Origin of the sequence: Chryseobacterium sp. Marseille-Q3244 (genome assembly GCF_940807095.1) — a bacterium.
GTDB lineage: Bacteria > Bacteroidota > Bacteroidia > Flavobacteriales > Weeksellaceae > Chryseobacterium.
In genome coordinates this window covers 1-14,207 of record NZ_CALNWX010000005.1, presented here as the reverse complement: position 1 = coordinate 14,207, position 14,207 = coordinate 1, and the positions used below count along the sequence as shown (strand labels likewise).

The 14,207-nt window shown below is 33.3% G+C and carries 11 protein-coding genes; 7 read left to right on the top strand and 4 right to left on the bottom strand.

Annotated elements, in window-relative coordinates; translation table 11 throughout:
* The first annotated feature begins 203 nt into the window (after positions 1–203).
* Genes NBX25_RS24700 through NBX25_RS10210 form a run of 4 tightly spaced genes read left to right on the top strand, consistent with a single transcriptional unit; the run spans position 204 to position 5,545 of the window.
* Positions 204–326 carry a hypothetical protein gene (locus tag NBX25_RS24700; protein WP_284346223.1) on the top strand — a complete coding sequence of 41 codons (123 nt, stop codon included), beginning with the start codon at positions 204–206 and terminating at the stop codon, positions 324–326.
* Entirely contained in the window at positions 323–2,494 is a 2,172-nt protein-coding gene (locus tag NBX25_RS10220) for a prolyl oligopeptidase family serine peptidase (protein WP_250253570.1), read from the top strand. Before NBX25_RS24700 ends, NBX25_RS10220 begins: the two co-directional genes overlap by 4 nt.
* Positions 2,495–4,702: a lantibiotic dehydratase family protein gene (locus NBX25_RS10215; protein ID WP_250253569.1), complete on the top strand. Its 2,208-nt coding sequence runs from the start codon at positions 2,495–2,497 to the stop codon at positions 4,700–4,702.
* A gap of 6 nt (positions 4,703–4,708) precedes the next feature.
* A complete protein-coding gene (locus NBX25_RS10210; RefSeq protein ID WP_250253568.1) occupies positions 4,709–5,545 on the top strand; it encodes a thiopeptide-type bacteriocin biosynthesis protein in 837 nt (278 codons plus the stop codon).
* Between the two features lie 483 nt (positions 5,546–6,028).
* On the opposite strand, the gene NBX25_RS10205 is transcribed toward NBX25_RS10210, so the two are convergent.
* The 4 genes from NBX25_RS10205 to NBX25_RS10190 form a co-directional block, all read right to left on the bottom strand.
* Positions 6,029–6,985 carry a DUF3810 domain-containing protein gene (locus tag NBX25_RS10205; RefSeq protein WP_250253567.1) on the bottom strand — a complete coding sequence of 319 codons (957 nt, stop codon included), beginning with the start codon at positions 6,983–6,985 and terminating at the stop codon, positions 6,029–6,031.
* A gap of 94 nt (positions 6,986–7,079) precedes the next feature.
* Positions 7,080–8,849 (bottom strand): MFS transporter, encoded by a 1,770-nt coding sequence (locus tag NBX25_RS10200; RefSeq protein WP_123909025.1) that lies wholly within the window; start codon positions 8,847–8,849, stop codon positions 7,080–7,082.
* Between the two features lie 40 nt (positions 8,850–8,889).
* Entirely contained in the window at positions 8,890–9,618 is a 729-nt protein-coding gene (locus tag NBX25_RS10195; protein WP_250253566.1) for a lysophospholipid acyltransferase family protein, read from the bottom strand.
* A 3-nt stretch (positions 9,619–9,621) separates the two neighbouring features.
* Entirely contained in the window at positions 9,622–10,080 is a 459-nt protein-coding gene (locus tag NBX25_RS10190) for a GtrA family protein (RefSeq protein ID WP_123909023.1), read from the bottom strand.
* Between the two features lie 363 nt (positions 10,081–10,443).
* Here NBX25_RS10190 and NBX25_RS10185 point away from each other — a divergent pair, with 363 nt between their 5' ends.
* The 3 genes from NBX25_RS10185 (at position 10,444) to NBX25_RS10175 (ending at position 14,035) form a co-directional block, all read left to right on the top strand.
* The gene (locus tag NBX25_RS10185; RefSeq protein ID WP_123909022.1) at positions 10,444–10,707 is read left to right on the top strand and encodes a hypothetical protein; all 264 of its coding nucleotides are present in this window, start codon (positions 10,444–10,446) and stop codon (positions 10,705–10,707) included.
* An 85-nt stretch (positions 10,708–10,792) separates the two neighbouring features.
* Positions 10,793–11,644 (top strand): BadF/BadG/BcrA/BcrD ATPase family protein, encoded by an 852-nt coding sequence (locus NBX25_RS10180; protein ID WP_123909021.1) that lies wholly within the window; start codon positions 10,793–10,795, stop codon positions 11,642–11,644.
* A 15-nt stretch (positions 11,645–11,659) separates the two neighbouring features.
* Positions 11,660–14,035 (top strand): NADP-dependent malic enzyme, encoded by a 2,376-nt coding sequence (locus NBX25_RS10175; RefSeq protein WP_250253565.1) that lies wholly within the window; start codon positions 11,660–11,662, stop codon positions 14,033–14,035.
* Positions 14,036–14,207: the final 172 nt, after the last annotated feature.

The window sequence follows — 14,207 nt, the reverse complement described above, 5'->3', positions numbered from 1 at the left end:
AAATTCAGTAAAGTAGTATTTAAGTTGCTGATAATTAGTGTTTTTTATTATTGTTGTTATGGTATAGATTTATTAATCTATGGTATGTTTTGATTGTAAATTTGAAAAATATTCTTTTATTTGTATTTAGAATTTTATATATAATTTTAATGAAAAAAGTAATTAAACAAGAAAAAAAATTATCGTTGAAAAAATTACAGATAATGAAAATTAACGATATGAAAACAATTAATGGTGGTTACGGAGGCAATCAGATGGTGAATTATAACACTGGAGAAGAACCACCAACACAGATTCCTCCAAATACAATCATTGTAAGACCATGAGGCAATTAATATTTATCATTATTTGTGTTTTTTATATCTCCTTGAATGCTCAAAAAAATAATCCAGCTCCATCTGTTCCTGCAACTAATGAATATTTTGGAACCCGGATCGTAGATGAATATAGGAATTTAGAAAATTTAGAGGACCCTCTAACAATGAAATGGATGAAAACTCAAACAGAGTATACCATTTCTATTCTTAATCAGATCCCTAAAAGAAGCTATTACTTAGAAAAAAGATTAGAACTTGATAAAAAGCAAGGATATTCTATATCTGATTTAAAAATTACCAATAATGATAAATATTTTTATTTAAAGAAAAAGGGAGATGAAAAAGTAGCCAAGCTTTATTATCGTGAAGGATTTTTAGGAAAAGAAGAACTCCTGTATAATCCAGCTGATTTCAAAAACTCTGATGCAAACCATGAGTTCATCATTAATTATATTAGCCCAAACTTAGCCGGGGATAAAGTAGCCATCGCAATGGCTGAAAAAGGAAAAGAATTGGCAGAGGTTATTATAATGAATGTAAAAGACAAATATATTCATCCTGAGATCATTACCAATACAACTCCTGCAGGTATAGGAGGAATAAAATGGCTGGACGATAGTTCTGGATTTTTTTATACATATTTTCCGGTTAATGATTCCAAATCCCCCAATTTTTATAAAAATACAAAAGTTATCTTATATAAAATTGGAACAAGCCCTAAAGAATTGACAGATGTTTTTTCAGCTAGTAATAACCATGAACTAAAATTAGATGAAAAAAAATCTCCTATTATCTTGGATTCTAATGATAAGTATTATGTAGGAATGCTGGTTGATAATAATTATTACAGGCAAACATTTGTAATTTCCAAGGAGGATTTACTACATGGTAAAAAAACATGGACGCCTCTTTATAATAAAGAAGATAAAGTGAGGTCTTTACAACTTTTTGATAATGAGTTGTTTTTTTTATCGCAATATAATTCTCAAAATTATACACTTTGTAAAACCAATCTTCAAAAACCGAATTTTAGAACCCCCGAAATCTTAATTCCTGAAAAGAAGGATGAAGTTATTGGGCAATATAGGTTCACTAAAGATGGTATTTATTACACGACAACTAAAAATGGTGTAGAGGCGAAGTTATACCTGTATAAAGATGGTAAAGATATTTCAATTAAGCTCCCTTATCCTTCAGGAACTATCAATCTGCAAGCAAAAGGAAAAGATTTTTCAGATATTTGGATCAATTGTTCAGGATGGGCAAATCAGGAACAACGTTTTAGATATGACTTAAAAACAAATTCTTTTTTTACTGAAAATATAGCTCCTATTGTGGAATATCCTGAATTTAAGGATATTGAAGTTAAAGAAATAATTGTAAAAGCAAGAGATGGTGAGGAAATACCATTGTCCCTCATATACAATAAAAATATAAAGCGAAACAGCAATAACCCGGTATTAATTGATTCCTATGGTTCTTTTGGAGCTTCCTACAATCCATACTTTGCCCGTATTTATCTATTATGGGTAAATCAAGGAGGTGTTATGGCTATTGCTCATGTAAGAGGAGGTGGAGAAAAAGGAGAACGATGGCGTTTGGGAGGTTATAAAGAAACAAAACCCAATACGTGGAGGGATTTAATAGACTGTACAGAATATTTAATAAAAGAAAAATATACTTCAAAAGATAAAGTTGGGATTTGGGGGGCTAGCGCAGGCGGAATTACAGTAGGAAGAGCTATAACAGAAAGACCTGATTTATTTAAAGCAGCAATTTTAGAATTGCCAATAACCAATACATTAAGGGATGTGCTGAGTATTGCCAGTAATGTTGATGAATATGGGACTTTGAAAGATCCTAAAGAGTTTAAAGGTCTATTAGAAATGGACGCTTATCATCATATCAAAAAAGGAGTACAATATCCTGCAACATTTATAACTGGAGGAATAAATGATCCAAGAGTACTTGCTTGGGAACCTGTAAAGTTTGCGGCTAAATTAATGGCAGATAATGTATCAAAGAATCCTATATTTCTTCAAATAGATTATGAAGGTGGGCACGGAGTGAATACAACCGCTCTTCATGCGCATTCAAACCTCTCGGATATTTTTGCTTTCGCCTTCTGGCAACTAGGACATCCTGACTATCAGCTTAAAGAAGAAATAAAAAAATAAATGTCTCGTTTTCCTTATCAATTTTTCGAAGAATATATTGTACGTACTCCTTTATTTTCATGTAAAAGATTTCTTGAACTAGTAAATAAAGATGAAATTTCAGATGAAGATTTAAAAAATAAATTTGCTGATCATTCAGTTTTTCTTGAAGCACTTTATTTAGCTTCACCTGATTTGTATGAGGAAATTACAAGATGGCTTCACTCAGAAAAAGAACTTTTACCAAAAGAACACCAAAAATTAAAACATACTTTATTAAAATATTATAGTCGAATGAGTACACGATGTACTCCATTCGGCTTATTTTCTGGAGTTGGTTTGGGAAAATTTAATAAAGATTGGGAAAATAGAGAATCACATGAAGATCATTCATATACAGATTATTTAGTTCGGGATACCAAATTAGATATGTACTTTCTTGTATCTCTGGCTCAACATTTTGAAAAAAAGAAGGAAATAAGAAATAAGCTTTTGTTTTATGCTAATAATACTATTTATAAAGTAGGAACAAAAATCCGATATATAGAATATCAATATTCAGGGGGAAAAAGAGATTATATTATCTCATCAGCTCCGCTTTCTGAAGAACTACAAAAGGTATTAAAATTTTCGGAACAAGGAAAAACAATAGAAGAACTTACAGAGATTCTGATTACGAAAGATATAACCAGAGAAGATGCGTCAGAATTTATAGAAGAACTGATCGATAATCAAGTTCTCACAAGTGAGATTGAGCCTAATGTTTCGGGAGGGGATTTTTTAGATACTCTAATATCTACTTTACAAAGACTTCAGGTAAGTGAAAGCGATATTTTGATTTCTATAAAAAATAAACTTCATCAATTAGATCAAAATATTGGCAATTCGATTTCAAGCTATGCAGAGGTTGAAAAACTCATTATCTCTTTTGGGATAGAATATGAACAAAAATACCTGTTTCAAACCGACTTATATCATAAAGATAAATCAATTTTATCATCCCATTGGAAAAAAGAGATTAAAAAGGTTTTTAGCTTTTTGAACAAAATAACTTTAGCTCAAAAAGATACTCGTTTAGAGAAATTCAAAAAAGCTTTTAATGAACGATTTGAAGCACAGGAAATGCCTTTGCAGTATGTTCTTGATTCCGAAATTGGTATTAGTTACAAACAAAATGCCTCATCAAAAGGTATTCATCCTTATTTAGATGATTTAGAACTTCCAGTCTTTGAAAAACATAAAAATATAAGTATTGAATTTAATCCATTTCATACGATTCTTAATGAAAAATTACAGGAAGCTTTATTAGAAAATCAATATACAATAGAATTATTAGATGATGATTTCGAAGAGTTCGAAGAGAAATGGGATGATCTGCCCGATACAATTTCTTTTTTAACGGAAATTATATCAGACGATGATAAAGAAAAATTATTCTTAAATGGTAGTACAGGAAGTAGTGCCGCCAATTTATTAGGAAGATTTTGTTCTGAAAAATCTGAAATACAAAATCTAACAAGGACTATTGCCCAGAAAGAAGGAATTTTGAATCCTGAGTATATTTTGGCAGAAGTGATTCACTTGCCTGAAGCAAGAATAGGAAATGTGATTAGAAGACCTACAATAAGGAATTACGAGATACCTTACATGGCGAAATCTGTTTTGCCGGAAGAGAATCAGATAGCGGTGGATGATCTTTACGTTTCATTGAAAAATAATAGAATTGTTTTACGATCCAAAGAACTTAATAAAGAAATAAGGCCTTATTTGACTAATGCCTATAACTATTTTTATAATACTTTACCGATTTATCATTTCCTTTCTGATCTTTATTCCCAAGAAATAAGAAATGGGTTACATTTTAATTGGGGAGGATTAAAGCATATTTATAAGTTTTTTCCAAGAGTTGAATATAAAAATATCATCCTTGCAAAAGCAGCCTGGAAGATCTCTGATAAAGATATTGTCTTTTTAGAACAGTTCATTTTAGATAAAGATAACTTTTTATCTGAATTGAAAAATTGGAGAACTAAAAGAAAAATTCCTGTATGGATACAGTGGGTAGAGGCAGATAATACTTTAACCTTAAGCCTTGAAAACTACGATATGGCTACACTTTTTATTCAGACGGTTAAAAAGAAAAAAACAATCGTGATAGAAGAGTTTTTTTTTAATGAAAATGGAGGATTTAAACATGAATTTGTTTTTCCAATGTATAAATTAAAATAAATTTTAATGAAAAGAAAATTTATTCCCGGAAGCGAGTGGCTGTATGTCAAAATTTATACAGGAGTAAAAACTGCAGATGTTATTTTGGAGGAGGCTTTAATACCTTTATTAGAGCAATTGCGAGAGGGAAATCTAATTAAAAAATGGTTTTTTATCCGTTATAATGATCCACGGGTCCATCTTCGACTTCGTTTTGAACTTTCAGACCTTAATAATTTTAGTAGGGTGGTTTCGTTAATAAATAACTCCCTGCAGGAATATAGAGATTCTGGAGAAGTATCGGAATGTATCATAGATGTTTACCGGAGAGAAATTGAGCGGTATGGAGAAGCTACAATGGAAGAAGCTGAACTTTTATTTTACAAGAGTAGTGAGAGCGTGCTTTATGAATATCTCCATTTTGATGATGAAGAAAAAATTATGGTATGCCTTTATTATATTGATAAGGTATTAGAATATCTAGGGTTGTCCATGGAAGAAAAACTAAATTGGATCCACGAATTTAATTTTGCTTTTAAACAGGAATTCAATGCAGATAAAAAGCTAAATACTCAGCTTGATAAAAAATATAGAATATTTATTACTAAATATCAGGAGTTTATTGAATTGGAGGATTATATTCCTTTTAGATCTGCTATTCTCAATAATATTCATGAATCTAAGGAAGCCCTGCAACATATAAAACATCATTCAAACTCTCTTCAGCGCTTTTTTTCTAGTGTATTTCATATGCATATCAATCGGATGTTTGTTTCAAATCAACGACTGTTTGAAATGATTGTTTATGATTATTTATTCAGATATTATAAGAGCCTGGCTTTTAGAAGTAACAGAACGATATAATATGGGGAATATTTAATCCATATCCCACTATAATTTGGGCTCAAAGAAATTCCCATTTCTATTAAAAATAGATGGGGAATTTAATGAAAGAGTAGGAGAGTAATAGTGGAGATATTTTGAATTTTCGGAAGGATAACTCTAATTTTTTACTCATTCAAAATTCAGAATAAATGGAATATTTTATGTTTAAATAAATATTTGGTTTTGTAAATTTTTCGCAGTTTAACTATAATTTGTTTATTATTTTAATAGTATATGTAAGGTGTGATTGTAATTCATGTTAACTACTGTCGAACTCAAAAAAACTTAAAAAATCATAAAGTTTTCATAAAGTTTCAAAAAAGAAAAGAAATGTTTTTGTATTTATAAAATATGTCGTACTTTTACATCGCCTTGAATGAGGGAACAAGTCAAGGTAATAAATTTTTTTTCATCATTTGTGTTTTTAGAATCGTATCGCCTGATACGATTCTTTTTTTATGCCTATTTTTCATAGTTTAGAAGGAGATCAATAAAGTAAGAATAGGTGACTGAACCTTCCTGTTGGTTGCTCTTCAGAAACAGATTATTCGTGAATCCAAAGAAGTTATCCAACCAACCCTGATGCCTGAATGCGAAACTTTTCTCATAAGCCCGGTCTCTTTTCATTCCGGGAGAGTAATTTTGGATAACAGATTTTACAAATTCCGGATCTTTGTCAACTATAAAACGTAAAAGACTTTTCAAGGTAAAATATTCAGTACTGTATCTTAGCTCAGAATTACTGGAATGAACTCCTATCAGATAACCAATAAAATTAGCCTCTTGTTCTCTCGCGAAACCAAGTTGATGAGAACTTTCATGGGCTGTTGTAAAAGGGATGAAAGTATGGGGTAATTCAGCGTTATATTGTGCTTCTGCGGTAAAAGGATTGTAATATCCTAATATCCCTGTAAAGTTCATTACATTTTTAAATAAACTAGGTTTAATAGAAAGAATCTGAGGTGACTTTTTATCCGAAATATATTTTGGAAGCTGAGTTTGCTGGAATAAAATTTCCTGTTGTACTGCCCTAAGATTGGTGACAATGAAGATCCCATTATGGTCCTCATGTATGGATGCACGGGTAAGTTTACATTTTTCCAGATAATGTAAGGCCAGTTTTTTTGCTTTATTTAGGTCAGGAGTGTCTTGACTGGAAAGTTTCTTAATGATTGGAGCCTGGAAATAAAGCATTCCCCAGAATATCTGATAAGTAAAGTAAAGGATGTTTCCAATGATAAGGATTCTTAACAGGGAAGTATGCCTATTTTTCTTTTTAAATAAAGCAATAAGGCTATATAAAAGAACAATTCCCAATACGATATAGATAATATCTCCCACTGAAAAAGAAAGCCCACTGAAGATCATCTGATGAAGTCTTTTCTGGAATTCGAAGAATTTTTCAAAAAAAGAAATCATGAATAAAGATTTTGAGAAACCATAAAACAAAAGAAATTGGGCAAGTAATACACCTGCCCAAAATCTTTTCTTCTTATATATATGTAGTCTATTTTTAGTGTGCACCTTCGGATTCTAAAACGTCAACGTTAATTCCCTGTCTAAATAAAGATTTTTTAGCCAGATAAGCAAATAAAGTAATGTAAACAAAACACAATACAGGAATTACATAAGAGCTGTGAATTCCGATAATGTCAGAAAGCTTACCCTGAAGCGGTGGAATAATACCTCCTCCAAGGATCATCATTACAAGGAATGCAGACCCCTGAGCGGTATATTTTCCTAAACCAGTAATGGCCAGTGTAAAAATAGATGGCCACATAATGCTGCAGGCAAGACCTCCGGAAAGGAATGCATAGATCGCCACATTTCCTGTAGTTAATAATCCTGTAATCATAGCAGCAGTTCCAAATAATCCAAAAATAATTAGCGTTAATGCCGGTTTATTTTTACTGATTAGGAATAATATAACCTGGATAGCTACACAAACTGCATAAAAATACAGATGTGACATGTCTTTTTGAGCAATCGTATTGATTCCGATAATCACAGAAAAAGCAATAAAAGGAACAATGATGGTAGCAATGGTCTGTTGTTGTTTATTCAGGTTAAAAACCGCTATAGCACCGGTCCATCGTCCGATCATTAAACTTCCCCAATACATGGAAATGTAAGGAGCAAGATCAGAAGACTGATGTCCCCCAAATTCAGGCATGCTTAAAAGTTCTCCAAGATTACTTCCTATGGCAACTTCCACTCCTACATAAGCAAGAATAGCGATCATCCCCAATACAAGCTGTGGATATTTCATCGCACCCCAGCCTTCAGCATTTTTCTTAGCACTGGAATTAGCAAATACAAGAGAAACAATGACAACAAGTAACGCACCTCCCAGGTACATCATTCTTTTTTTCTCCAATGGATGCTTGATGGTTTCAAGTTCTGTTTTCTTATCTGAAATATGTTGCTTGAGTTCTGTGATTTTTACGGTATCAGTTTCTTTTTCAAGAGTTTTGTCTAATACAGTAATTTCATTGCCCAAAATTTCAATATTTTTAGCTTCATCAGAATTGTAGCTGCTGAATACCGGAATAAAGAAAAGAATAACAAGAATTGTCATGGCAATCAATGTTTTTCTTGCTTTTCCAGCTTTTTCCATAGGTTCGGTAGAAATTCCGTCAGGAAGCTTCTTTGAAAAGTAAAAGATTCCTGCAGCAATCAGGAAAAGAGCTCCCACTGCTGTATAAAGAAGGATTACTTTGTCAAGAGCAAGATGTTTGATCTGGTCGTCATCTACTGTTGCTGTAGTTCCAAAAAGTGCCAGTCCAACGATAATAGGTCCGATGGATGTTCCAAAAGAATTGATTCCACCTGCAAGGTTTTGTCTACTGGCTCCTGTTTTAGGATCTCCCAACAATACGGCAAAAGGGTTTGCAGCAGTCTGTTGAATAGAGAATCCTAATGCAACCACAAAGAGTCCGATGAGCATACCATAATATACATTGCTTTTAACAGCAATAATCATAATAGCAGCACCAAGGGCTGAGAGGAGAAGTCCGTAGACAATACTCTTCTTATATCCCCATTTTCCGATAATGTCAATTCCTTTTATGGTACTGAATATAAAAAGCAATAAAGCTCCCAGGAAATAAGCAGTATAAAAAGCAAAATCTATTAATTGGGACTGAAATTGGTCGAGAGAAAAATAGTTTTTACAGAATGGGATGAAAATACTATTGCCGGCAGCAATAAAACCCCAGAAAAAAAATACAAGTACAAGTGTGTACAGTGCCGGGTAATTAGTCGGCTGGTTGGTTTTTGACATATTTTATTGAAAATTTCGCAAACAAATATAACTAATTCTTTTAAATAGAATGCTCTGTCAAAGTTTTTTTAATTACTTGATAAGCCTCTGCTTTTAAGTCTTTTGGAGAATTAGTAGGTTCTATAATTCCATTGAAATAGACCTTTACTCTTCCGGGATAACCCTTAGAGCTATCAAAAGGAAACATTTCTTTAAGTCCTATAAAGGTATAAACAGCAATTGGAGAGTTATGTTTTGATGCTAACATAAACGCCCCGTCTTTAAAGTCATCCAGAATAATAGACGTGTCATCCGGTACACCCCCTTCAGGAAAAATGGCAATACTGTTGCCTTCCTCCATTTTTTCAGCACATCTGCGGTATACATCAGCACGGCTTTTTGCGCTTGATCTGTCTACCATTACACATATCCTTTGATAAATAGTTCCGAAAATAGGAATCTTAACAAGTTCTTTTTTTCCAACAAAACAAATTGGGTGATGTGGAAAAAGGATGCAGGTGAGCATAATATCCATAATAGAAGTATGATTCGAGATGAAAACATATTCTTTGTTTCTGTCTTTTTCTTGCTCAGAAAGTTTAATGAGATCATATCGGAAGCCCATGCCATAAAACATGCCGAAACACCATAGGCGGACAAATTTATAAGCGTATTTATAATGCTTTTTACTAAAAGATAAAATATAAACGGGGATCCCGAGAGTGGTTGTTAGAACAAATGCTAATAACAACAGCCAAAATCTCCAGAGATAGTTTAGAATTTTTGCCACAGTTTAACCGTTAAAAATTACTTTCTTTTTTACAGAATAATTAAGAATGGAAACCAACAGGATCGCTGCAATCTTGCTTATCATTTCCGGACTCAAGGTATAAAAAATTAAATTGATATTATCCTTAAATATAAAACTGTAAAATATCTGAAAGAAACTAAGGCTTAGTAAAGTAGAGAAAAAGGATACTGCCATAAAATAAGCAAACTCTTTTTTCTTAGAATGTTTTCCTCTTTCAAAAACAAACCAAATACTCAGAAAATAATTGCTGATGATCCCACAGCAGGTAGAGAAAATATTGCTTAAAGGATAGTGTATACCATGAAAATTAGTTTCTCTTGCAAAGAAGTGGGGCAGGTAAGTGCTGAATATTTTAAAGCTGCCAATCTCCACAATGGCACTCAGTCCTCCGGCAATAATGAAGAACAAAACTTGTTTCTGGCGTATGAGTATTTCTTTCATTTAATTAATATAAAAGCTGAAAATATATCTTATATTGTATTAGATACCAGGGTGTTTTATAAGAAAAACAATCAGGAATTCTTTGGATCCTATGTGTTCATAATGTTTTTCAATTATTTTAAATCAGGATTCTTTACAATATCAATCTGCAAATTTATAACTATATGTTAAACACTGAAAAAAGTTGTTAAAATATTTTTTTAAATAAAAATTATTTCTAATTTTAATAAGCGGAATGATGTCACTATAACCTGATAATAAATTCATTTTCAAATCCTTGTGATGTGGGTTTTTCTATCTTGTAATGCCTATTTGAAAGCATACTACTCTAATTTTTTATGACCAATTGTTAATAATATTTGTATGAAAAGTCAAAACAAATACAGAAAATTCCAGCTTCAACAAAAAAATATTGAAGCGTTGGAAAAAGAAAACTCCCGCTTCAAACGAGTGTATTCTGAATATGAAAATATGTCTAATGAACTTTGGAATCTTGAAAATTCCAATGGTGAACCCGTACCTGATGATTTTATCAATGCAATGGTACTGCAGGCATCTTATCTGGAAGATGAAATTGAAGATTGGCTTCTGCAATTCAATGAAAAGAAAACTAAGGTTAAACATTAATGATTTTAGACAGCTTCCAGGTTGTTTTTAAATGCTAATTGAAGATAAATTCATAATTTAGCACCCTTAAATTAAAATCTAAAATATGGTTGCTATTGTAGATAGTGGTTCTACTAAATCGGATTGGGTAATATTGGATGACTTCAAAAAGGTTTTTCTGAAAACGGAAACCATCGGCTTTAATCCGAATTTTATCAACAGAGAACTTATCACTCCTGAAATACAGAAGAACAGCAACCTTATATTGGTCAAAAATTCAATTACGAAAGTCTTTTTCTATGGCTCTGGATGTGGTGTGGAAAAAAACCGTGAGATTATAGAAGCTGAACTTAAAAAAGTTTTTAGCAAAGCTGAAATCATTGTAAAAGAAGACCTGATGGCTGCAGCTTATGCTGCCTATAAAGGAAAACCCGCGATCGTGTGCATTTTAGGTACAGGATCAAACTCATGTTATTTTGATGGCAAAGAGGTGAAGATTGAATTGCCATCCCTTGGATTCCTGATGGGAGATGAAGGAAGCGGAAGTGCCATTGGAAAACAGTTGGTACGCAGATACTTCATGAAAAAACTTCCCACAGATCTTCATAATGAATTTGAGGCAGGTTATAAACTTACCATAGAAGATGCATTGAAAAATATGTATCATACTCCAAGACCAAATGCTTATTTAGCTGATTTCAATAAATTTGTTGTCGAAAGAAAAGATCATCCTTATTTCATGAACATGGTTTTCGAAGAAATGAAAAGCTTCTTCGAATATCAGGTTATGCCTTATGAGGAAGCTCATGATGCCGAAATCAATTTTATTGGCTCTATTGCTTATTATTATGAAAATATTTTACGCTCTGTAGCGGAAGAACTTAATTTAAATGTGGGACATGTAGTTCAGAAACCAATTGAAAGCTTAGTAGATTACCACATTAAATATATACTCTAACAAAAAATAAAACGTATGTCAAGTAACAACAATCGCGACGAAAAGAATTTCAGTCAGGCCGCGTTAGATTATCATAAAGCAGAACCCAAAGGGAAAATCGAAGTTATACCATCCAAGCCACACTCATCTCAAAGAGATTTATCATTGGCTTATTCTCCCGGAGTAGCGGTTCCTTGTATGGAAATCCACGACAAGCCGGAAACTGTATACGATTATACAGGAAAAGGAAACCTGGTAGCGGTAATCTCTAACGGTACTGCAGTACTTGGATTGGGAGATATCGGAGCAGAAGCTTCAAAACCGGTAATGGAAGGGAAAGGACTTTTGTTCAAAATTTTCGCTGATATCAACGTTTTTGATATTGAGATTGATGAAAAAGACCCAGATAAATTCATTGAAATTGTAAAAGGAATTGCACCTACATTCGGGGGAATCAACCTTGAAGATATCAAAGCTCCTGAAGCTTTTTATATAGAGCAAAGACTGAAAGAAGAATTGAATATTCCTTTGATGCACGATGACCAGCATGGAACAGCAATTATTTCTGCTGCTGCATTAATCAACTCATTACAGATTGCCAATAAAGATATTGATAAAGTAAAAATGGTGGTAAATGGAGCCGGAGCGGCTGCCATTGCTTGTACCAAGCTTTATATTTCATTAGGACTGAAAAAAGAAAATGTCCTGATGTGTGACAGTAAAGGAGTAATCAATCACAAGAGAGAGAACCTTACTCCAGAAAAATTAGATTTCATTGCTCAGACAGATATCGAAACATTAGAAGATGCTGTAAAAGGATCTGATGTTTTCGTAGGATTATCAAAAGGAAATGTGATGACTCCTGAAATGCTATTAAGCATGAACGATAACCCTATCGTATTTGCTTTAGCGAATCCGGATCCTGAAATTGCTTATGATCTTGCTCTTGCGACCCGTAAAGATGTGATCATGGCAACAGGAAGAAGTGATTTTCCTAACCAGGTAAACAATGTATTAGGGTTCCCTTATATTTTCCGTGGAGCATTAGATGTTCAGGCAACAGGGATTAATGAAGAAATGAAGCTTGCAGCGGTACACGCTATTGCTGACCTGGCTAAAGAACCGGTACCGGAAGCTGTAATTCTTGCCTACAATGTTCAGAACCTGCAGTTTGGAAGAGACTATTTCATTCCAAAACCATTTGACAACAGATTGATTACAAAAGTATCAAGTGCTGTTGCGAAAGCAGCTATTGAAAGTGGAGTAGCAAGAAAAGCGATTACTGATTTCGAAGAGTATGAGCACCAGCTTTTAGACAGAATGGGTCGAGATGAGAGATTGGTAAGAATGATGCAGAGCCGTGCAAAATCTAATCCGAAGAGAATTACGCTTGGAAATGCTGAAGAATATAATGTATTAAAAGCAGCTCAAATCCTTTACGAAGAGGGAATTGCGTACCCAAGTCTTTTAGGAGATAAGAAATACATCAAGGAACAGATGGAACGTTACGGGATCAACCTGGATATTCCAATCATTGATCCAAGTGATGACGATCAGAAAGAAAATAGAAAAAAATACAGAGAAACACTTTGGAAGCTTCGTCAGAGAAAAGGGATGAACGAGTACAAAGCCAAGAGATATGTTCGTCAGAGAGATTATTTTGGACCTTTAATGCTGAGACATGGTGATACTGATGGTCTGATTGTTGGTTTCTCTAAAAACTATACTTCTGTATTGCGTCCTGTTTTAGAAGTTATTGAAAAAGATAAAGGAGTAGATAAAGTAGCTGCAATGATGATGATCTTATCTGAAAAGAAGCCTATTTTCTTCGCAGATACTTCTATCAACCAAAATCCTACCTCTGAAGATCTTGTTAATATTGCTAAAATGGCTGAGTTTACAGTGAAATCTTTCGCTATCGAACCTAGAATTGCAATGCTTGGATTTGAAAATTTTGCTGCCATTTCAGATACTTCCAAAAAAGTGGCAAAGGCTGTAAGCATTCTTCATGAGAAATATCCTAAGATGATCGTTGATGGTGAAATTCAACCGGATTTTGCTATGAATGCAGATCATCTAAGTGATTATCCTTTCTCAAAATTAGGAACAACTCCGGCAAACACCTTCATCTTCCCGAATCTTGAAAGTGCCAATCTTTCTTACAAGATTCTAAGAGGAATGAAAGTAGCACAGGTAATCGGGCCAATCCTGATGGGATTAAAACAACCGGTACACGTTCTTCAAATGCGTTCAAGCGTAGATGAAATCGTAAACCTTGCAACCATTGCTGTTCTTGACGCTCAGAGAAGAGAGAATTTTTTTGAGATCTTTTCAAAGTTTTTGAAATTTGAATATATGAAGACAAAGCTCTGGCTTCCTTTATATTATGCACTCTATTCAACTCATTTATAATCAACAATGGAACAACAGAAACAGCTTATTTTAAACGGAAAAATGCATAAAGTAATGTGGCAGATGTCCTGGCCGGCTTTAAGTTTTGTAGCCAATTCTTCTTATCAATTCTGGAAGATCCGTTTTTTCCGTTCCTGAGCTCGTTCTACTAAGGAAATAACGTCTCCCATGC